At 73.5% G+C, this 25,718-nt stretch carries 18 protein-coding genes; 9 read left to right on the top strand and 9 right to left on the bottom strand.

The window, feature by feature from the left end; all coding sequences use genetic code 11:
- Positions 1 to 135: 135 nt before the first annotated feature.
- The 5 genes from ACI79K_RS02325 to ACI79K_RS02305 all read right to left on the bottom strand — a co-directional run bounded on the left by ACI79K_RS02325 (position 136) and on the right by ACI79K_RS02305 (position 6,332).
- Positions 136 to 1,716, bottom strand: coding sequence for an alkaline phosphatase D family protein (locus ACI79K_RS02325; protein WP_456598857.1), 1,581 nt, complete (start codon positions 1,714 to 1,716; stop codon positions 136 to 138).
- 134 nt (positions 1,717 to 1,850) lie between these two features.
- Entirely contained in the window at positions 1,851 to 2,918 is a 1,068-nt protein-coding gene (locus tag ACI79K_RS02320) for a DNA polymerase domain-containing protein (protein ID WP_456598856.1), read from the bottom strand.
- A gap of 34 nt (positions 2,919 to 2,952) precedes the next feature.
- Positions 2,953 to 4,512: an alpha/beta hydrolase gene (locus ACI79K_RS02315; RefSeq protein WP_456598855.1), complete on the bottom strand. Its 1,560-nt coding sequence runs from the start codon at positions 4,510 to 4,512 to the stop codon at positions 2,953 to 2,955.
- A gap of 86 nt (positions 4,513 to 4,598) precedes the next feature.
- Positions 4,599 to 5,669, bottom strand: a complete 1,071-nt coding sequence (locus ACI79K_RS02310) for an ATP-dependent DNA ligase (RefSeq protein ID WP_456587796.1) — start codon at positions 5,667 to 5,669, stop codon at positions 4,599 to 4,601.
- Between the two features lie 60 nt (positions 5,670 to 5,729).
- Positions 5,730 to 6,332, bottom strand: a complete 603-nt coding sequence (locus tag ACI79K_RS02305) for an NUDIX hydrolase (protein WP_456598854.1) — start codon at positions 6,330 to 6,332, stop codon at positions 5,730 to 5,732.
- Between the two features lie 93 nt (positions 6,333 to 6,425).
- On the opposite strand from ACI79K_RS02305, the gene ACI79K_RS02300 reads away from it, so the two are divergent.
- A complete protein-coding gene (locus tag ACI79K_RS02300; RefSeq protein ID WP_456587798.1) occupies positions 6,426 to 7,010 on the top strand; it encodes a maltokinase N-terminal cap-like domain-containing protein in 585 nt (194 codons plus the stop codon).
- Positions 7,011 to 7,031: 21 nt separating this feature from the next.
- Here the strand turns inward: ACI79K_RS02300 and ACI79K_RS02295 are convergent, their stop codons facing one another.
- Together ACI79K_RS02295 and treZ are read right to left on the bottom strand one after the other, a co-directional pair.
- Positions 7,032 to 7,772 carry a dihydrofolate reductase family protein gene (locus ACI79K_RS02295; protein WP_456598853.1) on the bottom strand — a complete coding sequence of 247 codons (741 nt, stop codon included), beginning with the start codon at positions 7,770 to 7,772 and terminating at the stop codon, positions 7,032 to 7,034.
- Position 7,773: 1 nt separating this feature from the next.
- Positions 7,774 to 9,528: a malto-oligosyltrehalose trehalohydrolase gene (treZ, locus tag ACI79K_RS02290; protein WP_456598852.1), complete on the bottom strand. Its 1,755-nt coding sequence runs from the start codon at positions 9,526 to 9,528 to the stop codon at positions 7,774 to 7,776.
- Between the two features lie 264 nt (positions 9,529 to 9,792).
- On the opposite strand from treZ, the gene ACI79K_RS02285 reads away from it, so the two are divergent.
- The 4 genes from ACI79K_RS02285 (at position 9,793) to ACI79K_RS02270 (ending at position 13,873) form a co-directional block, all read left to right on the top strand.
- On the top strand, positions 9,793 to 10,809 hold the full coding sequence (locus ACI79K_RS02285) for an HlyD family efflux transporter periplasmic adaptor subunit (protein ID WP_456587801.1): 1,017 nt from the start codon (positions 9,793 to 9,795) through the stop codon (positions 10,807 to 10,809).
- Entirely contained in the window at positions 10,806 to 11,534 is a 729-nt protein-coding gene (locus tag ACI79K_RS02280) for an ABC transporter ATP-binding protein (RefSeq protein ID WP_456587802.1), read from the top strand. Before ACI79K_RS02285 ends, ACI79K_RS02280 begins: the two co-directional genes overlap by 4 nt.
- Entirely contained in the window at positions 11,531 to 12,754 is a 1,224-nt protein-coding gene (locus tag ACI79K_RS02275; protein WP_456598851.1) for an ABC transporter permease, read from the top strand. The genes ACI79K_RS02280 and ACI79K_RS02275 overlap by 4 nt, the downstream gene beginning before the upstream one ends.
- Positions 12,755 to 12,913: 159 nt before the next feature.
- Positions 12,914 to 13,873: an ATP-grasp fold amidoligase family protein gene (locus ACI79K_RS02270; protein ID WP_456598850.1), complete on the top strand. Its 960-nt coding sequence runs from the start codon at positions 12,914 to 12,916 to the stop codon at positions 13,871 to 13,873.
- 49 nt (positions 13,874 to 13,922) lie between these two features.
- On the opposite strand, the gene treY is transcribed toward ACI79K_RS02270, so the two are convergent.
- A complete protein-coding gene (treY, locus tag ACI79K_RS02265; RefSeq protein WP_456598849.1) occupies positions 13,923 to 16,271 on the bottom strand; it encodes a malto-oligosyltrehalose synthase in 2,349 nt (782 codons plus the stop codon).
- On the bottom strand, positions 16,268 to 18,379 hold the full coding sequence (glgX, locus tag ACI79K_RS02260) for a glycogen debranching protein GlgX (RefSeq protein WP_456598848.1): 2,112 nt from the start codon (positions 18,377 to 18,379) through the stop codon (positions 16,268 to 16,270). The genes treY and glgX overlap by 4 nt, the downstream gene beginning before the upstream one ends.
- A gap of 505 nt (positions 18,380 to 18,884) precedes the next feature.
- Between glgX and uvrB the strand changes: the two genes are divergently transcribed.
- From uvrB to ACI79K_RS02240, 4 genes are all read left to right on the top strand, one after another.
- Positions 18,885 to 20,999, top strand: a complete 2,115-nt coding sequence (gene uvrB, locus ACI79K_RS02255; RefSeq protein WP_456587807.1) for an excinuclease ABC subunit UvrB — start codon at positions 18,885 to 18,887, stop codon at positions 20,997 to 20,999.
- A 286-nt stretch (positions 21,000 to 21,285) separates the two neighbouring features.
- Complete coding sequence (locus ACI79K_RS02250; protein WP_456587808.1) at positions 21,286 to 22,431, top strand: TerC family protein; 1,146 nt, start codon at positions 21,286 to 21,288, stop codon at positions 22,429 to 22,431.
- Positions 22,432 to 22,573: 142 nt separating this feature from the next.
- Positions 22,574 to 23,674: a TerC family protein gene (locus ACI79K_RS02245; RefSeq protein ID WP_456598847.1), complete on the top strand. Its 1,101-nt coding sequence runs from the start codon at positions 22,574 to 22,576 to the stop codon at positions 23,672 to 23,674.
- Positions 23,675 to 23,731: 57 nt separating this feature from the next.
- On the top strand, positions 23,732 to 25,696 hold the full coding sequence (locus ACI79K_RS02240; RefSeq protein WP_456598846.1) for a S9 family peptidase: 1,965 nt from the start codon (positions 23,732 to 23,734) through the stop codon (positions 25,694 to 25,696).
- Positions 25,697 to 25,718 lie beyond the last annotated feature (22 nt).

The following is a 25,718-nucleotide window of genomic DNA, read 5'->3' as shown; positions in this document are numbered from 1 at the left end:
CAGGGGGCGACTCGCCGTGCACCGGCCCACCAGCAGGAGCGGGGCGCGGAGGCGCGCCGCGACGGCGGGCGGCCGAGGCCGCACGGACGCGTTCCCGGGAGGCGGCCGCGCTCGCGGCCGCCTCCCGGGAGCCGGTCAGGCCGGGGTCAGGTCTGTCTGGTGCAGGACGTTCCCGGCGACGTCGCGCAGCTGCACCGTCATCGTGCCGCTGCCCCCGTCGACGCGTACGTGGCCGACGAACTGCAGGCCGTCGCTGGGCGGCTGGTTCGGGCGGTCGGCGGCCCGGTTGAAGACGACCTGCGGGCCGAAGGTGGCGTCGAGCTCGTTCGGGCCGAAAGTGCCGGCGTGCAGCGGGCCGGACACGAACTCCCAGAACGGGTCGAAGTCGGTGAACGTCGCCCGTGCCGGGTCGTAGTGGTGTGCCGCGGTGTAGTGGACGTCGGCGGTGAACCAGACGACGTTGCGGACCCCGTGCCGCTTGAGGTCGGACAGCAGGCGGGCGATCTCCAGCTCCCGGCCCGCGGGCAGACCGGGGTCGCGGTTGGCGATGCCCTCGTGGTTCACCGGACCGTCCGGCACGACCAGGCCGATCGGCATGTCGGAGGCGATCACCTTCCACAGGGCCCGGGAGTTGCGGAGCTGCCGGGCGAGCTGGCCCAGCTGGCTGGTGCCGAAGACCCGGGCCTCGGGGCCACCCTGCGCCAGGTTGGGCGAGTTGGGGCCGCGGTAGGTGCGCAGGTCCAGGGTGAACACGTCCACCAGCGGGCCGTACGGCAGCACCCGGTCGATCCGCTTGCCGCCGATGGGCATGTACTCGAGGAACGCCCGCCGGCCGCGGGCGGCCAGCGTGTCGACGTCCTTGACCGTGTACCGCTCGTCGGTGAGCACCTCGCCCGGGTACCAGTTGTTGGTCACCTCGTGGTCGTCCCACTGGACCAGTTGCGGGACCTCCGCCGCGAAGCGCCGAACGTTGTCGTCGAGCAGGTTGTACCGGTACTGGCCGCGGTATTCGTCCAACGTCTCGGCGACCTTGCTCTTCTCCGGGGTGACCACGTTGCGCCAGACCGTGCCGTCGGGCAGGACGACGCGCTCCTCCAGCGGTCCGTCGGCGTACACGCTGTCGCCGGAGTGGATGAAGAAGTCCGGGGAGAGCCGGCGAACCGCCTCGAACCCGGTCATGCCGCCGGTGTCGGGGTTGATGCCCCACCCCTGGCCGGCGACGTCCCCGGACCAGGCGAAGCTCACGTCCCGGCGGTCGCCCGGGGCGGTGCGGAGCCGACCGGTCAGCGGCTCGCTGGTCTGCCCCGCGTCGTGCTCGGCGAAGCTGACCCGGTAGAACAGCTCGGTCCCGGCCGGCAGGCCGGAGAGGAGCACCTTGCCCGTGTGGTCGGTGTGCGGCCCGACGTCGACCGACCACCGGCCACGGGGCGTGCGGAAGTCCTCGGTCGCCGCCACCTCGACCACCATGCGCGCGGGGCGGTCGGTCTTGGACCAGACGACCGCCGAGCGCGCGGTGACGTCCCCGCTCTGCACGCCCCAGCGCACCTCCGGCCGCGACCGGGCCAGGCCCGGCGCGGCGAAGGCCCGGGGGGCGGGGCCCAGCACGGTGCCCGCCCCGATGCCGGCCCCGACCACGGCGGCGGCCTGCAGCAGGCGCCTCCGGGTCAGCGCGGCCTCGGCCGACGAGCCGTCCAGGGAACTCGATGATCCGGTCACGTGTGCCTCCTCGACGTGGGGTGTCCGGCGGACAGCGTCGTGTCCGGGGAGGACGCCGGGAGGACGGCATGGCGACCCGCGGAGGAGCATCCGGTGAACGCAGTGACCGCCGGCTCCGGGGAGGCGCTCGGGGATCAGTCCCCGGTGGGGGCGGTGCGGCGGGCGCGGCTGGGCTGCACCCTCATGGGCTCGCCCGGCATCTTCGGGTAGTCCGGTGGATAGGGCAGGTCGCCGAGGCCGTCGTCGGCGGCCTGGCGCTCGGCCAGCTCCAGCAGCGGTTCGATGCCGAAGGCGTGCTCGGCCAGCCCGGCGTGCTTGTCACCCACGGCCGCGAAGCGGGCCGGCATGCTCAGCACGTCGAAGTCGGCGGGGTGCACGTCGGGCAGCTCGTCCCAGTCGACCGGCGCGGAGACGGGGGCGTGCGGCCGGGGCCGGATCGAGTAGGCCGACGCGATCGTGCGGTCCCGGGCCATCTGGTTGTAGTCGATGAAGATCTTCTCGCCGCGCTCCTCCTTCCACCAGGACATCGTCACGCGGTCGGGGAGACGGCGTTCCAGCTCGCGGCCGAAGGCGATCACCGCCCGGCGGACGTCGGTGAAGGTCCAGCGCGGCTGGATGGGCACGTAGACGTGCACCCCGCGGCCGCCCGAGGTCTTCGGCCACCCCTCCATGCCGAACTCGTGCAGCAGCTCCCGCACGTGCGGCGCCACCCACACCGCGTCGGAGAAGTCGGTGCCCGGCTGGGGGTCGAGGTCGATGCGGATCTGGTTCGGCGACTCGACGTCGGTCTTGTCCACCGGCCAGGGGTGGAACGTGAGCGTGCCGAGGTTCGCGCACCACGCGACGACGGCGACCGAGTCCGGGGCGATCTCGTCCGCGGTGCGCCCGCTGGGGAAGGTGATGTGCGCGGTCGGCACCCAGTCCGGGGCGTTCTTGGGCACCCGCTTCTGGTAGAACGCGTCGCCGTGGGTGTCCGCCCGCGTGGCCATCTTCGCGTCGGGGGAGTAGCCGCCGGGCCAGCGCTCCAGCGTCGTCGGCCGGTCCTTCAGCGCGAAGAGGATCCCCTCGCCCACGGCGAGGAAGTACTGCACGACGTCGATCTTGCGGATCCCGCGATCGGGGAAGTAGGGCTTCTCCGGGTTGGACACCCGCACCTCGTGCCCGTCGACGTCGAGGACGACGGCGTCCTTGCTCGTGGCCATGCAGCTGCTCCGCTCGCTCCGGGGCCGACGAGTGTCACGCCGGACAGGTCAGCCCGTCCATGGGGGGCGCCAGGTCGATGAGGTAGGCGTTGATCGCCCCGGTGACGCAGTCGGTCTTGGGGTAGGCGGTGTGGCCCTGCCCCTCCCAGGTCAGCAGCACGCCGTTGTCGAGGTCCTCGGCGAGGTCGACGGCGCCGGCCAGCGGGGTCACCGGGTCACCGGCGTTCCCCGCGACGACGATCGGGTTGCTGCCCTCGGCGTCGCGCTCCGGAACCGGGGTGCGGTCGGCCTCCCACACCGAGCAGGTGAACAGCCCGGCGGCGGAACCGGCGCCGAAGAGCGGGTACCGCTCGCCCCACTCGGCGGCGAGCTGGCGGACCCGGCTCTCCTCCACCGTCTCCTCGGTGTCGGCGCAGTTGATGGCCACGTTGGCGTCGAGGAGGTTGGAGTACGACCCGTCCTCCAGCCGCCCGCTGTAGTCGTCGGCCAGCGAGAAGAGCGCCCGGGCGTCGCCGTCGCGGGCGGCGGCGAGGCCCTGCGCCAGCTGCGGCCACGACGCGGTGTCGTAGAGCGCCGCCTGCACCGCGGTGAGGACGACGCCGGGCGTGGCCTGGCGGGTCTCGCCCTCCTCGCTGCTCGGGATCGGCGCGGCCTGTGCCTGTGCGAGCAGGTCCTCGAGGAAGCGCCGGGGGTCGTCGCCCAGCGGGCAGCCGGCGATCAGGCCCCGGCAGTTCTCGGCGAAGGCGTCGAAGCCGGCCTCGAACCCGGCGGCGCTGGCCTCCGCCTCGGCGATGGCGTCGTCGTCGGGGTCGACCGCGGCGTCGAGGACCATGGCGCGCACCCGGTCGGGGTAGAGCTCGGCGTAGGTGGAGCCCAGCGTGGTGCCGTAGGAGTAGCCGAGGTAGTTGAGCTGCTCCTCGCCCAGGGCCTCGCGCAGCCGCTCCATGTCATGCGCGGTGTCCACGGTGTTGAACGTGCCGAGCGCCTCGCCGTACTCCTCGGCGCAGCCCTCGGCGATCTCGCGGGAGAGTGCGAAGACGCTGTCGAGCTGCTCGTCGGTGGTGGGGCGGGGCTCCGCGGCGATCGCGCGGTCCTTGAGCTCCTTCGGGATGCACTCGACGGGTGTGGACAGACCCACGCCGCGCGGGTCGAAGCCGACGACGTCGAAGCGGCGCAGCACGTCCTCGGGGAGGGTGAGCGCCAGCCCGATGGCGGCGTCCGCGCCGGAGCCGCCCGGTCCACCGGGGTTGACCATGAGGGAGCCGATGCGGTCGGTCTGCCCGGCCAGCACGGCGCGCACCAGGAAGAGCGGCAGCGTGGCGCCCCCGGGCTCGTCGTAGCTGATCGGCACGTCGGTGCGGCCGCACTCGAAGGCGATGTCGCGCTCGCTGCCGGGCAGGCCCTCGATCAGCGGCTCGATCTGCGCGTCGCAGTCGGTCCACTCGATCGGCGCCGCCTCGGGCTCGGCCGGGGCCGTGGTGGTCGCCGCCGGTTCCTCGGCGCTCTCCCCGAACGACGTGCAGCCGCTCAGCGTGAGGGGCAAGGCCAGCAGCAGGCCGGACGCGGCGGCCGGGAGGCCTCGGTGCAGACGCATGATCACGAGCATAGGGACCTTTCTGCCCCCCACCGCTCGCACGCTCGCGGCGGGCCCCAGCAGAAAGGCCGCCGCGGAGCACCGTCTCAGCCCTCCAGGACCTCGCCCAGGTCGTAGCGGACCGGCACCTCGAGCTGGTCGTACGTGCAGCTGCGGGGGTCGCGGTCGGGGCGCCAGCGGAGGAACTGACCGGTGTGACGGAGTCGACGGCCCTCGAGCTGGTCGTACTTGATCTCCACGACCAGCTCCGGCCGCAGCGGGACCCACGAGAGGTCCTTCTTCGCGTTCCACCGGCTCACCGCTCCGGGCATCCGCTGCTCGCCGTCGGCCTGCACCTGGGCGTTCGCCCAGTCCTGCCAGGGGTGGCCGTCGAGCGCCTCGGCGCGGTAGGGCGCGAGCTCCTCGACCAGCTCGGCCCGGCGCTTCATCGGGAAGGACGCCGCGACGCCGATGTGCTGCAGCTCGCCGCCGTCGTAGAGCCCGAGCAGCAGCGAGCCGACGATCGGCCCGCTCTTGTGCCAGCGGAAACCCGCGACGACGCAGTCCGCCGTCCGCACGTGCTTCACCTTGGTCATCAGCCGCTGGTCGGGGCCGTAGGGCAGGGCGGCCGACTTGGCGACGACGCCGTCCAGGCCGGCGCCCTCGAAGGTCTCGAACCAGCGCTCGGCGGTCGCGGGGTCGCGGGTGACGCCGGTCAGGTACACGGGCGCCCGGGCGCCGGCCAGCGCGGTCTCCAGCCGGGCCCGCCGGTCGGCGAACGGCGTCTCGAGCAGCGACTCGTCGCCCACGGCCAGCAGGTCGAACGCCACGAACGACGCCGGCGTCTGCTCGGCGAGCAGGGTGACGCGGGACTCGGCGGGGTGGATGCGCTGCAGCAGCGCCTCGAAGTGCAGCCGGTCGCCCCGCGGCACGATGATCTCGCCGTCGACGACGCAGCGCTCCGGCAGGTTGGCCTTGACCGCCGCCACGACGTCGGGGAAGTAGCGGGTGAGCGGGCGCTCGTTGCGGCTGCCCAGCTCCACCTCGTCGCCGTCGCGGAACACGATGCAGCGGAAGCCGTCCCACTTGGGCTCGTAGAACCAGTCGTCGCCGGTCGGCACCTTCGTCGCGGCCTTGGCCAGCATCGGCTTCACCGGCGGCTGCACGGGCAGATCCATGCCGGTCAGTCAAGCAGCACCACCGCACCGGCGGCGGCCGCGTCGCGGCGGTGGCCACGGCTAGCGCCAGGCGAAGACCGGCTGCTCGTAGTGGACGACCCGCTGCACCTCGCCGCGGCAGGCGATCCGGCAGAACTGGTGGACCACCGCCGCCGTGGGCGCGTGCACGTGGCCGCCCAGCAGCGGCAGCCGGATCACCGGCGCCTCGGACTCGGGGATGGTCTCGACGACCGGGTCGACGTCGAGGTCGGCCAGCGGCACCTCGTGGACGGCGGCCACCTCGCGTTCGGACCCGGTGAGGCGGTCGACCGGACCGGCCCAGCAGGCCACCGGCGTCATCACGTAGCCCGAGCGCGTCACGTAGTCGTCGAGCAGCCCGAGGACGGCCGAGGGCCCCAGGTCGAGCCCGACCTCCTCGCGCAGCTCGCGGAGGGCGCCCTCGACGGGGCCCTCACCGGCGTCGAGCCGCCCGCCGGGCAGCGCCCACTGACCCGCGTGCGCCCGCAGCCCCGCGGCGCGGCGGGTGATCACCAGGCAGGGAGCGCCGTCGCGGACGGTCACGCACACGGCGACGGCCGCCTGCTTCAGCTCGGGCCGCTCCGCGGCCACCCGCGGGAAGCCGGCGAGACGCCCGGCCATGCCGTCCCGGTCCAGCGGTTCCACGGGCTCTCCTCGTACCGGCTCGCGGGCCTCGTCCGTCGCCCCACCCTCGCACGCCACCTGCTGCGGTGCCGTCCACGGGAGCAGGATGGGGCCATGGCGACGATCCACCGGACGACGATGGTGCCGACCAAGCTCGAGCTGATCGGCGGGTGGCTGCCCCGCCAGCCCTGGTACCGCCCGCCGGGCGCGCCGCCGGCGCTGCGGCGCGCCGGGGGGTTCCGGCTGGACGACCCCGCGGGCGAGGTCGGGCTCGAGTTCATCGTGGTCGCCGACGGCCCCCCAGGGCGGGAGACGACCTACTTCGTGCCGCTGAGCTACCGCGGCGCACCCCTCGCCGGGGCGGAGGAGGGGCTGCTCGGCACGTCCGAGCACGGCGTCCTCGGCACGCGCTGGATCTACGACGCCGCGCACGACCCGGTCGCCGTCGCCCAGGTGCGGGCATTCGTCGCGGGGGCGGCCGAGGCGCAGCACCAGGACGACAGCGACACACCCGATCCCTCGGTGGCGCGCCGCTGGACCGGTGCCGGCGCGCCGGAGGCCACCGGCTCGGTCGAGTTCGTCCGGGTGCTGCAGCCCGGCGACGGCGCACCGGGGGAGGGCGCGGGCTCGATCGAGGCCGAGTGGACCGCGGCGGACGGCACCGTCGTGCGCGGGACCGTCGCCGTCGTCCGGGCGTGACCCCGGGCCGACGGTTCCTCCCTACGCGAGCGACGCGCCGTCCACGCCGTACCGGGTGAAGAGCATCCCGTCCTCCTCGAGCACCTGGCGCAGCGTCAACCGCACCGGTGCCGGCAGGGCTGCGTCGAGCAGCCGGGCCTCGCCGCCGACCAGCGCCGGTGACACCGACAGGTCCAGCTCGTCGACGACCCCGGCCGCCAGCGCGGTGCGCAGCAGCTGCGGGCCGCCCTCGCAGGTCACCTGCTCCAGCCCGCGCCCGGCGAGCGCCTCCAGGGCGGCGGGCAGGTCCACGTCGTCGTCGCCGCACACCAGCACCTCGACGCCGGCCGCGGCCAGGGCCGCGCGGCGGCCGGGGTCGGCCGCCGCGCAGGTGACCAGGACGGTCGGGCGGACGGCGTCGGCCACCAGCCTGCTCGCGGGGTCCAGCGACGCCCGCCGGGACACCACGGCGACCGGCATCGCGGGCGTGCGGCCGAGGGACTCCCGCAGCCGGCCGACCGGCGAGTCGGGCAGCACCGGCCGGTAGCCCTCGGTCGCCGCCGTGCCGTGCCCGACGAGGACGACGTCGGCGAGCGCGCGCAGCACGCGGAACACCCGGCGGTCGCCGGGCGATCCCAGGCCGGCGCTCACCCCGTCGACGGTGACGGCGCCGTCGAGCGAGGCGATGAAGTCCATGCGCAGCCACCGCCCGGGCGGGCAGCGGTAGGCCTCGACGAGGCCGGCGTCGTCGAGCTCGGCCGGCTCGGGGAACAGCCGGCGCACGTCAGCGGGTGCCGAGCACGGCCGCGCTCTCCGGCGGGAGCGTCACCGTGCGTCCGTCGAGGTCCGGCAGCTCACCGGTCGCGAAGAGCACGTCACCGGCCGGCACGTCGAGGTCGATCTCCCGCGGCTGGTCCGCCAGGTTCGCCACCACCCGCAGGGAGCCCCGGTGCACGACCAGCCAGCGGTCGGCGTCGTCCCAGTTGACCTGCACGGCGGAGAGGTCGGCGTCCACCAGGTCCGGGTGCGCCCGGCGCAGGGCGAGCAGCGAGCGGTGCACGGCCAGCAGCCGGTCGTGGGGCTCCGCGCCCAGCTCCGACCAGTCCAGCTTCGACCGGGTGAAGGTCTCGGGGTCCTGCGGGTCGGGCACCTCGTCGGCGTCCCAGCCGTGCTCGGCGAACTCGCCCTTGCGCCCCTCCGCCGTCGCCCGGCCGATCTCGGGGTCGGTGTGGCTGGTGAAGAACTGCCACGGCGTGGCGGCGCCCCACTCCTCGCCCATGAACAGCATGGGGGTGAACGGGCTGGTCAGCACGAGCGTCGCACCGACGGCCAGCAGCCCGGGGGAGAGGGAGGCCGAGATCCGGTCGCCCACGGCACGGTTGCCGATCTGGTCGTGGTCCTGCAGATAGGTGACGAACTTCCAGCCCGGCAGCCGTGCGGTGTCCACCGGCCGGCCGTGGTGCCGGCGCCGGAAGCTCGACCACGCGCCGTCGTGGAAGAAGGCGCCGGTGAGGGTCTTGGCCAGGCCGCCCAGCCCGGCCTGCGCGAAGTCCCGGTAGTAGCCCTGGTCCTCGCCGGTCAGCGTGGCGTGCAGCGCGTGGTGGAAGTCGTCGCTCCACTGGGCGTGGATGCCCGTGCCGCCCGCCACCCGCGGGGTCACCATCCGGGGGTCGTTGAGGTCGCTCTCCGCGATCAGGGTCAGCGGCCGCCCGACGGCCGCCGAGAGGCGGTCCACCTCCTGCGCCATCTCCTCCAGGAGATGGGTGGCCCGCTCGTCGACCAGGGCGTGGACGGCGTCCAGCCGCAACCCGTCGACGTGCATGTCGCGCAGCCACATCAGCGCGTTGTCGAGGATGTAGCGGCGCACCTCGTCGGAGTCCGGCCCCGAGAGGTTGACCGATTCCCCCCAGGTGTTCGCGCCGCCCTCGCTGAAGATCGGCATGAACAGCGGCAGGTAGTTCCCCGACGGGCCGAGGTGGTTGTAGACGACGTCCTGGATCACGCCCAGGCCGCGCTGGTGGCAGGCGTCGACGAAGCGCTGGTAGGCGGCGGGGCCGCCGTAGGTCTCCTGCACCGCGTACCAGAGCACGCCGTCGTAGCCCCAGTTGTGGGTGCCGTCGAAGGCGTTGACCGGCAGCAGCTCGACGAAGTCGATCCCGAGGTCGACCAGGTGGTCCAGCCGCGCGACCGCGGCGTCCAGCGTCCCCTCCGGGGTGAAGGTGCCCACGTGCAGCTCGTAGACGGAGCCGCCGGCGAGCTGGCGGCCGGTCCACGCACCGTCGCCCCAGCGGTGGGCGGACGGGTCGAACCGGCGGGACAGCCCGTGCACGCCCTCGGGCTGGCGACGGGACCGCGGGTCGGGGCGGGGCGTGCTGTCGTCGTCCACGAGGAAGCCGTAGTCGGCCTCCGGCCCGGCCTCCACCTCGGCGCGCCACCAGCCGCCCTCGTCCCGGCGCATGTCGTGGACGGTGCCGTCGACCTGGACCCGCACGCGCTCGGGCAGCGGGGCCCAGACGGAGAACTCGACGGGTGCGGACATGCGGGGGCCTCCAGGGGGGCGGGCGGGACGGACCTGGCCGAGGGGTTCCAGGCGCGAGCTTCATGCCCGCACCGCCGCCGCCCAACCACGCGATCGGCCGCGACCGGCAGCTGCTCCCCGTGGCGCCCACGCCGAGGGCCGCACCGGGGCGCCCGCGGGAACCCGCGCCGCGTGGCGCGACCGGAACGGGCCGTGACCGGCCGGGCACGCGTTATCGTCCCGCACCACCGGTACCGGTGGGTACCCGTTCATCGGAGGTCGCCCGTGGGCACGGTCCGCACCCTGGTCTTCCCCGCCCTGCGGCTGCTGGTGTGGTCGGTCATCGCCGTGGCGCTCGTGGTGCTCGCCTTCCGGGGCGGCGGGACCGGCGGCGGCCCGGCCGGGTCGGGCGCGCCGACGCTCGACCTCACCGCCCCGGTGGTCCCGGTCGCCCGCGGCACGGTGGCCAACACGGTCACGGTGGCGGGCACCGTCGTCGCCGACGACCCGGTGCCGGTCCGTGCGACCGCCGCCGGCACGGTGCGGCGGGTCCTCGTCCCTCGGGGCGGGACGCTCGCGGCCGGGCAGGCGGTGCTGGAGATCCGGGTCGAGGAGGAGCAGGAGCCGGTCACCGGCACCGACGCCGAGGGCAATCCCACGGTCACCCCGCGGCCGCCGAAGGTCCGGACGGTCACCGTGCCCGCCCCCAGCGGCGGCACCGTGACGGCGATGGACGCGCTCGTCGACCAGGTGGTGTCGGTGGGCGACGAGCTCGGCGAGATCTCCCCGGGCACGCTGTCGGTCACGGCCTCGCTGACCCAGGCAGAGCAGTTCCGGCTGCTGGCGCCGCCCTCCACCGCGGAGGTGACGGTGCAGGGCGGCCCCGCGCCGTTCACCTGCACCGCGCTGGCGCTCGGTGCGGGAGCGCCGGCGGCGGCAGGGGATGACGCCGGCGGATTCCCCGTGCCGGCGCAGTCCGGCGGCACCACCGCCCGCTGCGCGGTGCCGCCGGAGGTGACCGTGTTCGCCGGCATGGCGGCGACGGTCGCGGTCGCCGCCGGCACCGCCGAGGGGGTCCTGGTCGTGCCGATCACCGCGGTGCAGGGCTCGGTGCAGCAGGGCAACGTCTGGGTCGTCGGCGCCGACGGCGCCCAGGAGCAGCGGTCGGTCGCCCTCGGGCTCAGCGACGGCGACCAGATCGAGGTCCGGGACGGCGTGGCGGAGGGCGAGCAGGTGCTGCAGTTCGTGCCGGTGCCCGACGACTCGGTGGACGACCCGATGATGGGCGGGCCGTACGGATGAGCCTGCTGTCCCTGCGCGGCGTCAGCCGGGAGGTCGGCCTCCCGGACGGCACCGTGCTGCCGATCCTCACCGGCGTCGACCTCGACGTGGCGCCCGGCGAGCACGTGTCGATCGTCGGCCGCTCGGGGTCGGGCAAGTCGACGCTGCTGAACATCCTCGGCCTGCTGGACGCCCCCACCGCCGGCAGCTACCTCCTCGACGGCGAGCCCACCGACCACCTCCGGGCCCGCCGCCGCTCGCGGCTGCGCGGCGAGGTCTTCGGCTTCGTCTTCCAGCAGTTCAACCTGCTCCCGAGACGGACCGCGGTCGAGAACGTGGCCGCCCCCCTGCTGTACGCCCGCGGCCGCGAGTTCCTGCGGCGCCGCCGCACCGCGGCCGAGATGCTCGACCGGGTCGGTCTGGGCGCCCGGGCCGACCAGGTCCCCGAACGGCTCTCCGGTGGGGAGCAGCAGCGGGTCGCGATCGCCCGGGCGCTGGTCCGCGCGCCGCGGGTCGTGCTGGCCGACGAGCCGACCGGCGCGCTCGACGTGGAGACCGGGGCACAGGTGATGGAGCTGCTCGCCCGGGCCACCGCGGAGAACGGTGCCGCGCTCGTCACCATCACGCACGACCTCTCGGTGGCCGCGCTGGCCGACCGGCGGTTCCGGCTCGACGGGGGCCGGCTCTCCCCGCTGGTCGAGGTCGGCGCCCTCGACGCCGCGACCGCCGACCGGGGCACCGCATGACCGGCGTCCTCGGCGCGCTGTCGGAGGCCTGGGACGAGGTGCGGGTCCACAAGAGCCGCGCGGTCCTGTCCCTGGTCGGGGTGTTCCTGGCGGTCTTCGCGATGACCACGGTGACGGCGCTCGGGCTCATCGTGGCCCAGGTGCAGCAGGAGTCCGCCGAGCGCGGCTCGGGCCGGCCGGCGACGGTCGCCGTCAACGCCTACGACCCGGTGACCGGCATGCCGCCCGACCCGGCGGAGTGGGACGCCGCCGTGGCCGACCTGGTGGACCGCTACGACATCGCGACGGCGGCCAGCATCTCCTACGGCGAGGGGCTCTACCGGCTGCCCGGGGGCACCCAGCGGGTGCAGACGATGCGGGTGTCGCCGTCCTTCGGCGGGCTGCACCGCAAGGAGCCGGTGCAGGGCCGGTGGTTCCGGGAGGGCGACCGCACGTCCCTGAGCCCGGCGCTCGTGGTCAACGAGGCGTTCCTCGAGGTCCTCGGCGTCCCCGACCTGTCGGCCCGGCCCACCGTGGTCCTGGGCGGGCCGGCCCCGGTGCGGGCGACCATCGTGGGCGTCGTCCGCGAAGGGTGGGGTACCGAGCCCATCGTCTACCGCGTCGACCGGTCCGGTGGGGCGTGGGACGACGCCGGCGCGGTCGATCCTGCCCAGGCGATGTACGGCGGGCCCAGCACGCTGGAGCTGTGGGTGCCGCCGGACCAGGCCGAGCAGGTGATGGAGACGGTGTCCCGCGATCTCGGTGCCGCGCTGGGCGGGGTGCAGGTGGACACCTTCCGGCAGGACGCCTCCGGGATGGAGGAGACCCTGGCCATGCTGCGGCTGGCCATCCGCGGGGCCGGCATCGTCGTGCTGGTGCTCGGTGGTCTCGGGGTGCTCAACATCGGGCTGGTCACCGTGCGGCAGCGGATCCGCGAGATCGGCGTCCGGCGCAGCTTCGGTGCGACGTCCGGCCGGATCTTCTCCGCGGTGATGCTGGAGAGCGTCTGCGCGACCGCGCTCGCCGGCGTCGCCGCGGTGGGTGCGTCGATCGTGCTCGTCCGCAACCTGCCGCTCGAGCAGTGGCTCAACGATGGCATCCCGCTCGCCGACGCCCCCGGTTTCCCGGTCGCCGCGGCGGTGGAGGGTCTGGTCGCCGCGACGGCGGTCGGCGCGCTGGCCGGCCTGCTGCCCGCGATCATCGCCGTCCGCGCCAAGGTGATCGATGCGATCCGCTTCTGAGCTGCCCGGAGCACCGGTCCCGCGGGTGGCGCCTCGCTCGACGGGGGGACGTCGGGCGGCGCTTTCCCCACTAGCCTCTCCGCCACGGTGGGATACCTGTGTCCACCACGGTCAGGAGAACGTCGGACGAACAGGTGCCCCGCGCGGAAGGAGCTCGTGATGCCCCGGAGCCAGCTCAACGCGGTTCTCCGCTCCTGCCTGCAGCCCGCGCACCGCCGGTTCGCCGGCTTCCTGCCGCCGGCCGCCCGACGGCGGTACCTCTACCTGGCCGGGCAGCGGCGCCTCCCTCGGCTCCGCGACCCGCGGACGTTCACGGAGAAGGTCAGCTGGCGCATCCTTCGGGACCGCCGGCCCGAGCTGGAGTGGACCTGCGACAAGCTGGCGATGAAGGAGCACGCGCGTTGCCTCCAGCAGGAGGCCGGCGTGCTGGTGCCCGAGACCCTGTGGTGGGGCGAGGACCTGGGCGAGGTGGTCGGTCGCGCGTCCGACCGCCCGTGGGTGCTCAAGCCGAACCACCGCAGCGGCCTGGTGCGCTTCGGGGCGGCCTCGGAGGTGATCGACGCGTCGACCGTGGCGGCGACGCGGGAGTGGCTGCGGGACGACCAGAGTGCGCTGCTGGGGGAGTGGGCCTACAGCAGGGCGCGCAAGCTGTTCGTGCTCGAGGAGCACATCGCCGGGGGAGCGCGCCTGGACGACTTCAAGTTCCTCGTCTTCGACGGCGAGGTCGCCGCGATCCAGGTGGACCGGGGCAGGTTCACGCGCGAGCAGACGCGCAGCTACTACACCCCCGAGTGGGAGCAGATCCCCGTCCAGCTCGTCGCCCCGTGCGGGCCGCCGATGGCGGCGCCGGAGAACCTGGCCGCCATGCTGCACGCCGCGCGGGTCCTCGGGCGGTCCTTCGACTTCATGCGGGTCGACCTCTACACCACGGGGAACGCGGTCTGGTTCGGCGAGTTCACGCCGTACCCGAGCGGGGGCACGATGCGGTACGAGCCCCGTTCGTTCGATGCCTGGCTCGGGGAGCACTGGTCCCTGCCGACGGCACCGCACCCGGTGCCGGAGCCAGGACCCCGGCGGCGTCGTGCGACCGCACCGCCCGAGGCCCGGATGGTGTCGTGACGTCGGCCGGTGGCGCGGGAGGATGCTCCGGCGCCACCGGCGGTGCCGCCTACTCCCGCACGAGCAGCGTCACCGGCAGGCGGGAGAGCACGACGTCGGCAGCGATACCGGCGACGTCCGAGACCGCCCGTCCACCGGTGAGCAGGTCCCGCCACGCGCCGTTCGGCAGCTGGAGCGCGGTGTCGCCCCAGCCGTCCTGCGCCAGCTTCGCCGGCAGCCGCGTGCCGACCACGACGACACCGCCGCGGTCGTAGGCGATGACGTGGTCGGCCGCCGCCCCGGTGACCGCCACCGGCTCGTAGGCGGTGAACCACTCGGGGTGGTCCCGGCGGGCGCGCAGGGTGCGCGACACGACCAGCAGCTTCGCCGCGCCGGACTCGTCCACCGCGGGCACCTCCCCGCCGTCGAGCCGGGCGAGCAGCTGCCGGCGCAGGGCGTAGTCCACGGGGCGGCGGTTGTCCGGGTCGACCAGCGAGAAGTCCCACAGCTCGGTGCCCTGGTAGACGTCGGGGACACCGGGCATCGTCAGCTGCAGGAGCTTCTGGGTCAGCGAGTTCGACCAGCCCAGCGGCGCGATCCGGGTGACGAAGGCGTCGATCTCCGACCGCGTCGTGGGGTCGTCGAACGCGGCGTCGACCAGGGCGTGCAGCTGCTCCTCGAACTCCTGGTCCGGAGCGGTCCAGGTGGTCGAGGTGCCGGCCTCGCGGGCCGCCTTCTCCGCGTAGGTGTGCGCCCGCTCCCGGGAGAGCGGCCACGCGCCGACCAGGTTCTGCCACACCAGGTGGGCCAGCGAGCGGTCGGCCAGCGGGTGCCGGGTGATCCAGCCCCGCACGAGCCGCGCCCAGTCGGCGGGGAGCTCGGCGAGTACCGCCAGCCGGGCGCGCACGTCCTCGCTGCGCTTGGTGTCGTGCGTGGACAGCGTGGTCATCGATCGCGGCCGCAACGCCAGCCGCCGGCGCTGTGCCTCGTGGAACTCGGCGACCGTGTTGCCGAAGCGGGCCGGGTCACCGCCCACCTCGTTCAGCGCCGCGAAGCGCGCCCACCGGTAGTACGCGCTGTCCTCGACGCCCTTGGCCATGACCGGCCCGCTGGTCTGCTCGAAGCGGGTGGCCGCCTCGGTACCGGCCTGCGAGAGCACCGGGTGCAGCGCCTCCAGCGCCGGCGCCAGGTCGGGGCGGCGTTCCCGGACCGCGGCCACGGTCCGGTCCAGGTGCTCCCGGCCGTCGGGCAGGTAGCTCCGGTAGACCGGGAAGGAGGCGAGCAGCTCGGCCAGCGCCTCGGTCTCCTGCTCCCGGTCGACCGCGCCGCCGCCCGCCCCTCCGAGCGCGCCGATGACCCGGACCAGCCGGGCGACCTCCGAGCCGAGCATCCCGTCGGTGACCTCGCGCTTGCAGTCGTGGACCAGCTGGGCGTAGTCGACCCGCCGGCCGGCGAGTTCGGTGTCCAGCGCGGTCAGCGCCGGCTCCCCGGCCGGGTCGACGAGCACCTCGTCCACCTCGGCGAGGGCGTCGTAACCCGTCGTCCCCGCCGTCGCCCAGCTCTCGGGGAGGTCCTCCCCGGGTTCGAGGATCTTCTCCACGACCGTCCACCGGCCGTCCGACGCCTGGGCCAGGCGGTCCAGGTAGCCCTTCGGGTCGGCCAGCCCGTCCGGGTGGTCGATGCGCAGCCCGTCGACGGCGCCGTCGTGCACCAGTCGCAGCACCAGCTCGTGCGTGGCCTGGAAGACCGCCGGGTCCTCGACCCGCAGCCCGGCGAGCGTGTTGATCGCGAAGAAGCGCCGGTAGTTCAGGTCGCTGTCCGCGCGGCGCCAGTCCACCAGCTCGTAGTGCTGCCTCGCGTGCACCTCCTGCGGCGTTCCGTCCCCGGTTCCGGGGGCGATGGGGAAGCGGTTGTCGTAGTAGCGGAGCTCCCCGTCCACCACCTCGAGCTTCTCGACGTCGTCCGCGGAGCCCAGGACGGGGATGCGGACCTTCCCGCCGCCGAAGTCCCAGTCGATGTCGAAGGCGTCCGCGTGCGCGCTGTCCCGGCCGTGCTGCAGCACGTCCCACCACCACGGCGCCGCCGCCGGGTCGTCGACGCCCATGTGGTTGGGCACCAGGTCGAGCACCAGCCCGAGCCCGTGCTCGTGCAGCGCGGCGACGAACCGGTCGAAGCCGGCCTGCCCGCCCCGCGCCTCGTCGATGTGCGCGTGGTCCACGGTGTCGTACCCGTGGTTGCTGCCCTCGGCCGAGCGGAGCAGCGGGGAGGAGTAGGCGTGGGTGACGCCGAGGTCCGCGAGGTAGCCCGCGACCTCGGCGGCGTCCTGCAGCGGGAAGCCGGCGTGCACCTGCAGCCGGTACGTCGCCGTGGGGTCCGCGCGGCGACGCTCGTCCCCGGGCACCTGGATGGGCTCGCTCACTGGGCGGGACCCGTCAGGACGATGATCGAGCGGGCCTGCACGGTCACCGTCTCGCCGGGCTTCACCTCGACCGGCTCCACCTCGTGCATCTCGGCGGTGTCGAGCACCGGCGTCCAGCTCCGCGAGTAGTCGGCGCTGGGCAGGGTGAACTCGATCGGCTCGTGCGAGGCGTTGAACGCCAGGTAGAAGTGGTCGTCGGAGACGTACTCGCCGCGCTCGTCGGTCTCCCGGATCCCGACGCCGTTGAGGTAGACCGCCAGCGACTTGGCGTAGGCGGCGTCCCAGTCCTCGTCGGCCATCTCCTCGCCGGTCGGGGCGAGCCAGGCGATGTCGGGCACCGGGTCGCCCAGCCCGCGGCGGACCGGCCGGCCGTGGAAGAACCGGCGACGGCGGAACGTCGGGTGGTCGGCGCGGAGCTTGGTGACCTTCTTGGTGAACTCCAGCAGCCCCTCGTCGACGTTCTCCCAGTCGATCCACGTCAGCGGCGAGTCCTGGCAGTAGCCGTTGTTGTTGCCGCCCTGCGAGCGGCCGAGCTCGTCACCGTGCAGCAGCATGGGCACGCCCTGGCTCAGCATCAGCGTGGTGATGAAGTTGCGCTGCTGGCGGGCCCGGCAGGCCAGCACGTCGGGGTCGTCGGTCTCGCCCTCGACCCCGCAGTTCCAGCTGCGGTTGTGGCTCTCGCCGTCGTTGTTGCCCTCACCGTTGGCCTCGTTGTGCTTATCGTTGTAGGAGACGAGGTCGCGCATGGTGAAGCCGTCGTGCGCGGTGACGAAGTTGATGCTGGCCACCGGTCGCCGGCCCGAGTGCTGGTAGAGGTCGGAGGAGCCGGAGATGCGGTCGGCGAACTCCCCGATCGTGCCGCCTTCGCCGCGCCAGAAGTCGCGGACCGTGTCGCGGTACTTGCCGTTCCACTCGGTCCACAGGGCCGGGAAGTTGCCGACCTGGTACCCGCCCTCGCCGACGTCCCAGGGCTCGGCGATCAGCTTCACCTGGCTGACGACCGGGTCCTGGTGCACGAGGTCGAAGAAGGTGGCCAGCCGGTCGACGGCGTGCAGCTCGCGGGCCAGGGCGGAGGCGAGGTCGAAGCGGAAGCCGTCGACGTGCATCTCGGTGACCCAGTAGCGCAGCGAGTCCATGATGAGCTGCAGCGCCTGCGGCGTCCGGACGTTGAGCGTGTTGCCGGTGCCGGTGTAGTCCATGTAGTACTGCTCGTCGCCCTCGACGAGCTTGTAGTACGCCCGGTTGTCGATGCCCTTGAACGACAGGGTCGGGCCCAGGTGGTTGCCCTCGGCCGTGTGGTTGTAGACGACGTCGAGGATGACCTCGATGCCCGCCTCGTGCAGGGCGCGCACCATGCCCTTGAACTCCTGCACCTGCTGACCCGCCGTCGTGTCGCTGGCGTACTCGTCGTGCGGCGCGAAGAAGCCGATCGAGTTGTAGCCCCAGTAGTTGCGCAGGCCCTTCTGCTGCAGGGTGTCGTCCTGCACGAAGCGGTGCACCGGCAGCAGCTCGAGGGCGGTGATGCCCAGGTCGGTGAGGTGCTCGATCGTCGCCGGGTGGGCGATGCCGGCGTACGTACCGCGCAGCTCCTCGGGGATCCGCGGGTTGGTCATCGTCAGCCCCTTGACGTGGGCCTCGTAGATGACCGTCTTGTTGTAGGGGGTCTTCGGCGGGCGGTCGACGCCCCAGTCGAAGAACGGGTTGACGACGACGGACTTCGGCATGTGCGGGGCCGAGTCCTCGTCGTTGCGTTCCTGGGTCTCGAAGTCGTAGCCGAAGACCGAGGGGTGCCAGGCGACCTGGCCGTCGATCGCCTTGGCATACGGATCGAGCAGCAGCTTGTTCGGGTTGCAGCGCAGGCCCTGCGAGGGGTCGTAGGGCCCGTGCACCCGGAAGCCGTACTTCTGGCCCGGGTGGACGCCGGGGAGGAACGCGTGCCAGACGTACCCGTCCATCTCGGGCAGCCGGACCCGCTCCTCGTTGCCGTCCTCGTCGAACAGGCACAGCTCCACCTTCTCGGCCACCTCGCTGAAGATCGCGAAGTTGGTTCCGGTGCCGTCGTACGTGGCACCGAGGGGATAGGCGCTACCGGGCCACACCTGGGTCATCTGGGTCGTTCCTCCTGCGCAGGGCGCCCCGGGGCTGGGGGCGGGAGACCCGGGCGCGTGCTCGCGTGACCGGGTCGGGACGGACGTCGGGACCCCGGTGCCCGCGTCCGGGGCTCGCCACACCTCCGGCGGGCGTGAGACCGGCGACCGTGCCCCGGGTCTCCGGCGGGACGCCGCTCCGACGGACGACGACGCCCCCCGCGGCGGACCGCGGGGGGCGTCGTGCGCAGGTCCGGCCGGGATGCCACCGGGGGCCCGGCCGACCGGGGGGCGGCGGTGCCACCTGCCCGGTGGGGTGGGGCCGGCGGCGCGCCGGGTCCGACCTCGCCCGGGGAGCCCCGGGTGGCGCTGGTCCTCGGCGCGGACCGCTCCTGCGACTGGGCACGCTAGGGGTGCGAGCCGGAGCAGACAAGTACCGGCCCCGCCGCCGCCGTCCCCTCCGCCCCAGCCACCGCCCGGTGCGCGCGCGACGCCTTCTGTCACACCGCCGACGTACCGTCGTCGCGTGCGCACGACCACCGATCTCCGGCCCACGCAGGGGCGCTTCCGCGTCGTCAGCGAGTTCGAGCCCGCGGGCGACCAGCCGGCGGCGATCAAGGCGCTCGCCGAGCGGGTGAACGCCGGGGAGAAGGACGTGGTCCTGCTCGGCGCCACCGGCACCGGCAAGTCCGCGACCACGGCGTGGCTGATCGAGCAGGTGCAGCGCCCGACGCTGGTGATGGCGCCGAACAAGACCCTCGCCGCGCAGCTGGCCAACGAGTTCCGCGAGCTGCTGCCCGACGCGGCGGTCGAGTACTTCGTCTCCTACTACGACTACTACCAGCCCGAGGCCTACGTCCCGCAGACGGACACCTACATCGAGAAGGACTCCTCGATCAACGAGGAGGTCGAGCGGCTGCGGCACTCGGCCACGAACAGCCTGCTCACCCGGCGCGACGTCGTGGTGGTGTCCACGGTCTCCTGCATCTACGGCCTGGGCACGCCCGAGGAGTACGTCGACCGCGCGCTGAAGATCTCGGTGGGGGAGGAGCGGGACCGCGACGAGCTGCTGCGCACCCTGGTCACCGAGCAGTACACCCGCAACGACCTCGCCTTCACCCGTGGCACGTTCCGGGTGCGCGGCGACACGATCGAGGTCTTCCCGGTCTACGAGGAGCTCGCCGTCCGGATCGAGATGTTCGGCGACGAGGTGGAGCGGCTGTACTACCTGCACCCGCTCACCGGCGAGGTCGTGCGCGAGGTGGAGGAGCTGTTCGTCTTCCCGGCCAGCCACTACGTGGCCGGCCCCGACCGCATGGAGCGGGCGATCGCCTCCATCGAGGCGGAGCTGGAGGTACGCCTGGCGGAGCTCGAGAAGCAGGGCAAGCTGCTGGAGGCGCAGCGGCTGCGCATGCGCACCACCTACGACATCGAGATGATGCGCCAGGTCGGGTTCTGCTCCGGCATCGAGAACTACTCGCGGCACATCGACGGCCGGGCGGCCGGTAGCGCCGGTGCCTGCCTCATCGACTACTTCCCCGACGACTTCCTGCTGGTCATCGACGAGTCGCACGTGACCGTGCCGCAGATCGGCGGCATGTACGAGGGCGACATGAGCCGCAAGCGCACGCTCGTCGAGCACGGGTTCCGGCTGCCGTCGGCGATGGACAACCGCCCGCTGAAGTGGGAGGAGTTCGCCGACCGGATCGGCCAGACGGTGTACCTCTCGGCAACGCCCGGGGACTACGAGCTCGGCCGCGTCCAGGGCGACGTCGTCGAGCAGGTCATCCGGCCGACGGGGCTGGTCGACCCGGAGGTGGTGGTGAAGCCGACGAAGGGGCAGATCGACGACCTGGTGCACGAGATCCGCCTGCGCACCGAGAAGGACGAGCGGATCCTGGTCACCACGCTCACCAAGAAGATGGCCGAGGACCTGACCGACTACCTGCTCGAGCTGGGCATCAAGGTGCGGTACCTGCACTCCGAGGTCGACACCCTGCGCCGCGTCGAGCTGCTCCGGGAACTCCGGCAGGGCGAGTATGACGTGCTCGTCGGCATCAACCTGCTGCGCGAGGGGCTGGACCTGCCCGAGGTGTCGCTGGTGGCGATCCTCGACGCCGACAAGGAGGGCTTCCTCCGGTCGGGCAAGTCGCTGATCCAGACGATCGGCCGCGCGGCGCGCAACGTCTCCGGCCAGGTGCACATGTACGCCGACAAGATCACCCCGTCCATGGCCCAGGCGATCGACGAGACCAGCCGCCGGCGCGAGAAGCAGATCGCCTACAACACCGAGCGGGGCATCGACCCCCAGCCGCTGCGGAAGAAGATCGTCGACATCCTCGACGGCATCTACCGCGAGGCGGAGGACTCCGAGTCGGTCGAGCTCGTCGGCGGATCGGGGCGGCAGCAGTCCCGCGGCAAGGCCCCGGTGCCGGGGCTGTCGTCGAAGGGCAAGGTCAAGGCCGGCTCGATCGACGTGCAGGGCCTGCCGCGTGCCGAGCTGGCCGACCTGATCACGCAGATGAACGAGCAGATGCTCGCCGCCGCCCGCGAGCTGCAGTTCGAGGTCGCCGCCCGCCTGCGGGACGAGCTGAACGAGCTGAAGAAGGAGCTGCGCCAGTTCGACGCCGCGCACGCCTGACGGCGGCCGGTCGGTGGGCCCGGGAGCGGGGCCGGGCGGCGCGCCTGGACGCACGGGCGGTGGTTCCGGCGCCCTCGGGGTAGCGTGTCGCCCAGCACCCCGGCGCCCGCATCCGACGACGTCTGCACGGCGGCGGGATGCACAATGGAGGGGAGTATCCCCGCGCGGCAGCGTCGTCATCACGAGGTCCCATGGCCTCCGGTGCTGCCGGCCGCAGGCCTCGGGCCGGCGGCGGGAGAGACCTCCGGTGCCGGATGGCTGGCAGTGATACCGGAGGTCTTCTGCAATGGACGTGCCCTTCTGGGTGTGGGCGGTCACGGTCGGCGCGATCGTGGGCATGCTCGTGTTCGACTTCTACGGGCACGTGCGCACGCCGCACGCGCCGACCCTGCGGGAATCGGCCACCTGGTCGGCCATCTACGTCGGGATCGCGGTCGTCTTCGGACTGCTGATCCTGTGGGCCTACGGCGGCACGTACGGCGGTGAGTACTTCGCCGGCTACATCACCGAGAAGAGCCTCTCGGTGGACAACCTGTTCGTCTTCGTGCTGATCATGGCGAGCTTCGCGGTACCGCGGGAGCTGCAGCAGAAGGTGCTGCTGTTCGGGATCGCGTTCGCGCTGGTCCTGCGGACCGCCTTCATCCTCGTCGGCGCCGCGGCGATCAACAACTTCAGCTGGGTCTTCTACCTCTTCGGCGGATTCCTCATCTACACCGCCTGGGCGCAGGCGCGCAGCGGCGGGCACAACGAGGACGAGGAGTTCAAGGAGAACCTCCTCCTCCGCCTCACCCGCAAGGCCGTGCCGACGACGAAGGAGTACCACGGCGACCGGATGGTCACGAAGCTCGAGGGCAAGCGCTACATCACGCCCCTGGCGATCGCACTGGTGGCCATCGGCAGCGCCGACATCCTCTTCGCCGTCGACTCCATCCCGGCGATCTTCGGGCTGACCCAGGAGACCTACCTGGTGTTCAGCGCCAACGCCTTCGCGCTGCTCGGGCTGCGGCAGCTCTTCTTCCTGATCGACGGCCTGCTGGACCGCCTGGTCTACCTGGCCTACGGCCTCGCGGTGATCCTCGGCTTCATCGGGATCAAGCTGCTCATCCACGCCCTGCACGAGAACGAGCTGCCGTTCATCAACGGTGGGGAGCACGTCACCGTGGTGCCCGAGATCCCGACGTGGCTGTCCCTGACGGTCATCCTCGTCACCCTGCTGATCACCACCGTCGCCAGCCTGGCCAAGAACAAGCGCGACGAGGCAGCCGGCTACACCAGCCCGACGGGTGCCGGGGACCCGGGCGCCGACCGGACCGGGCGCAACGTGCCCGCTCCGGGGAGCCACGACGGTCTGGACACCCCCGGGCGCGGCGAGGGTCCGCCGGACCCGAGGAACGCCCCGGTGACTTCGCGGGACGACGGCTCGACGGACTGAGCCCCGGCCGGCTCCGCCCGGGGTGGTCTCCCCGGGCGGAGCCGGCCGTCCGGCGGGCCGCGGCGGCACGTGAGCAGCCTCACCGCCCCCGGCCCGTCGTTCGCCGGGCGGGCCGCCGTTCCGGTACGTAGCGTTCCGGCGCGTGGCCCTCCCCGTCTGGTTCGAGGTCGCGACGCTGGTGGGGCTGACCGTCCTGCTGCTCGCCGACCTCGCCATCGTCGCCCGCCGCCCGCACGAACCCAGCACGAAGGAGGCGGGAGGCTGGGTCGCGTTCTACGTGGCGCTGGCCCTCGTGTTCGGCGGAATCCTGTTCTGGGTCGCCGACGGCACCTCCGCGACCGAGTTCTACGCGGGCTGGCTGACCGAGTACTCGCTCTCGGTCGACAACCTGTTCGTGTTCGTGATCATCATGGCCCGCTTCCGGGTGCCGCGGCACCTGCAGCAGGAGGCCCTGATGGTCGGCATCATCATCGCGCTGGTCCTGCGCGGCATCTTCATCCTGCTGGGCGCCGCGGTGATCGAGCGCTTCACCTGGGTCTTCTACGTCTTCGGCGCGTTCCTCGTCTACACGGCGATCAACCTGGTCCGCCACCGCGGCGAGGACGAGGACTACGAGGAGAACCCGTTCATCCGGCGCATGCGCCGGGTGCTGCCGATGACCCAGGACTTCCGGGGCGCCAAGGTCCGGGTCACGGAGAACGGCGCGAAGCTCTGGACGCCGATGATCATCGTCTTCCTCGCCCTGGGGACGACGGACCTGCTCTTCGCGCTCGACAGCATCCCGGCGATCTTCGGCCTCACCCAGGAGGCGTTCATCGTCTTCACGGCCAACGTCTTCGCGCTCATGGGGCTGCGTCAGCTCTACTTCCTGCTGGGTGGCCTGCTCAAGCGCCTGGTCTACCTCTCGCTGGGCCTCGCCGTGATCCTCGCCTTCATCGGGGTCAAGCTGGTGATGGAGGCGCTGCACACGAACGAGCTGCCGTTCATCAACGGCGGCGAGCACCTCGAGGCCGTTCCCGAGATCCCGATCTGGCTGTCGCTGTCGGTCATCCTCGGCGTCCTCGTGGTCGCCACGATCGCCAGCCTGCTGCGCACGCGGGGCCGGCTCGTCTCGGCCGACGAGCCGGTGATCGAGCCGGAGGAGGCCGAGGCGGTGGCGCCGGGAGGGCCCGAGGCCGCGGCAGCGGCCGAGGCGCGGATCGCCGACCCCAGCGGCCCGGGCGGGGGCGGCGCGGCACGCTGACGGCGACGGCCCGGCCGCCGGGCGGCCGGCCCGGATCCCTCGGCTAGCGTCGCCGGCATGCGCCCGTCGGACCTCGCCCTCCTGCGCACGCCGGGGACGCCGACGGTCTCGCCCGACGGTCGGATGGCGGTCGTGGCCGTCGGCTGGCCCGACCCCGTCGCCGACGAGTACCGCAGCCAGCTGTGGGCGGTGCCCACCGACGGCTCCGCGCCGGCGCGCCCGCTCACCACCGGCCGGTGCGACACCGACCCGCAGTTCTCCCCGGACGGTCGGTGGTTGGCCTATCTGGGCGCGGAACCAGGTGGCCGTCCGCAGCTGCAGGTGCTGCCCGCCGCCGGTGGCGCGCCGCGCCGGCTGACCGACCACCCGCTGGGTGCCGGTGCGCCGGTCTGGTCCCCGGACTCCCGCCGCATCGCCTACGTCGCACGGGTGCCCGAGCACGGCCGGTACGGCACGGTCCCCGGTGTGCGCCCGGAGGCCGAGCCGCCGCGCCTGATCACCACGCTGACCTACCGCCGGGACGGGCTGGGCTTCTTCCGCGACCGCCCCGCCCAGGTCTTCGTCGCCTCGCTGCCGGCCGACTTCGCCGACGACACCGCCGCGCCCCCGCAGCCGGTGCAGGTGACGGCGGGGGAGGCGGACTGCGCGGACGTGGCCTGGCACCCGGGCGGCGCCGAGCTGGCGTTCGTGTCGGCGCGCCACGACCGGGCGGACCGGGACCTGGTCCGGGACGTGTACGTCATCGGCCCCGACGGGTCCGCGCTCCGTCGCGTCACGCAGTCCCGCGGCGACTGCTCCTCCCCGGCGTACACGCCGGACGGCGCCACGATCGTGCTCACCGCGATCCCCGACCTGGGCCCGGACGGCGTGGACGCGGCCGCCCGGCAGGCGGTCCCCTGCCGGGTCCCCGTCGACGGCGGCCCGCTGGCGGTGCTCCTCGACCCCGAGCAGCACGGGCGGGGCGACACGACCCCCGCGACCGTGCTGGCCGACGGAGCGGTGCTGGTCGGCGTCCAACGACGGGGCGCGGTCGAGCTGCTGCGGGTTCCGCTGGACGGCGGGCCACCCGAGACGCTCGTCGACGGCCCGTTCACCGTCCGGGGCATCGCCGCCGGGGGCGGGGTCGTCGTCGCCACGGTGGGCCACGACCGGTCGGCCGGGGAGCTGCTGGCCGTCGGCGGTGGGGGGCGCCGGCTGCTCACCGGCTTCGGCCGCCACCTCGGTGCCACCGGTCGGCTGCACCGGATGCGGGAGTGCACCGCGCACGCCCCCGACGGGTACCCGGTGCACGGCTGGGTGACCGCGCCACCGGGGCCGGGCCCGCACCCGGTGCTGCTCGTGGTGCACAGCGGGCCGTTCCGCCAGTGCGGATGGGAGCTGGCGGAGGAGGTCCAGGTCCTCGTCTCCGCCGGGTACGCGGTCGTGCAGTGCAACCCGCGTGGTTCCTCCGGCTACGGCGCGGCGCACGGGCGGGTCGTCCGGGGCGCGTGGGGCGGCCCGGACGCCGAGGACGTCCTGGCCTTCCTCGACGCGGTGCTCACCGAGCCGGCGCTGGACGCCGGTCGGGTGGGGATCATGGGTAGCGCCTACGGCGGCTCGCTGGCCGCGCTGCTGATCGGCCGGACGAACCGGTTCGCGGCGGCCGTGGTGGAGGGGGCGCTCATCGACCCGGTCGCCTTCGCCGGTACCTCCGACGCGGGCTGGTACCTGGTCGACACGCATCTGGGCAGCGACCCCGAGCGGTTGGCGGCGCAGAGCCCGCTGGCCCGGGCAGGGACGATCCGCACCCCGACCCTGGTCGTCCACGCGGAGGAGGACCGGCGGACGCCGCTGGAGCAGGGGCAGCGGCTGTACGCGGAGCTGGTCCGGCGCGGGGTGCCGGCAGAGCTGCTCCTGTTCCCCGGCGAGGGGCACGAGCTGGCGCGACGCGGCCGCCCCCGGCACCGGGTGGACCGCCTGGAGCACCTGCTCCGCTGGTGGCGCCGGTGGCTTCCGGTGGACGGGGCCGGCCGGGCGGGCTGAGGTCCCGCCCGCCCGGCGACGG

It is taken from the genome of Blastococcus sp. SYSU DS0616, from assembly GCF_054051015.1.
Note: the sequence above shows the minus strand (reverse complement) of the source record. Positions and strands in the feature narration are given on the sequence as shown.

Excerpts from the sequence above, each read along its gene's own strand:
- treZ (WP_456598852.1), bottom strand. The coding sequence starts at position 9,528 with ATGTCCGCACCCGTCGAGTTCTCCGTCTGGGCCCCGCTGCCCGAGCGC.
- glgX (WP_456598848.1), bottom strand. The coding sequence starts at position 18,379 with ATGACCCAGGTGTGGCCCGGTAGCGCCTATCCCCTCGGTGCCACGTAC.
- ACI79K_RS02315 (WP_456598855.1), bottom strand. The coding sequence starts at position 4,512 with ATGCGTCTGCACCGAGGCCTCCCGGCCGCCGCGTCCGGCCTGCTGCTG.
- ACI79K_RS02280 (WP_456587802.1), top strand. The coding sequence starts at position 10,806 with ATGAGCCTGCTGTCCCTGCGCGGCGTCAGCCGGGAGGTCGGCCTCCCG.
- ACI79K_RS02320 (WP_456598856.1), bottom strand. The coding sequence starts at position 2,918 with ATGGCCACGAGCAAGGACGCCGTCGTCCTCGACGTCGACGGGCACGAG.
- ACI79K_RS02300 (WP_456587798.1), top strand. The coding sequence starts at position 6,426 with ATGGCGACGATCCACCGGACGACGATGGTGCCGACCAAGCTCGAGCTG.
- ACI79K_RS02310 (WP_456587796.1), bottom strand. The coding sequence starts at position 5,669 with ATGGATCTGCCCGTGCAGCCGCCGGTGAAGCCGATGCTGGCCAAGGCC.
- ACI79K_RS02250 (WP_456587808.1), top strand. The coding sequence starts at position 21,286 with ATGGACGTGCCCTTCTGGGTGTGGGCGGTCACGGTCGGCGCGATCGTG.
- ACI79K_RS02240 (WP_456598846.1), top strand. The coding sequence starts at position 23,732 with ATGCGCCCGTCGGACCTCGCCCTCCTGCGCACGCCGGGGACGCCGACG.
- ACI79K_RS02275 (WP_456598851.1), top strand. The coding sequence starts at position 11,531 with ATGACCGGCGTCCTCGGCGCGCTGTCGGAGGCCTGGGACGAGGTGCGG.
- ACI79K_RS02270 (WP_456598850.1), top strand. The coding sequence starts at position 12,914 with ATGCCCCGGAGCCAGCTCAACGCGGTTCTCCGCTCCTGCCTGCAGCCC.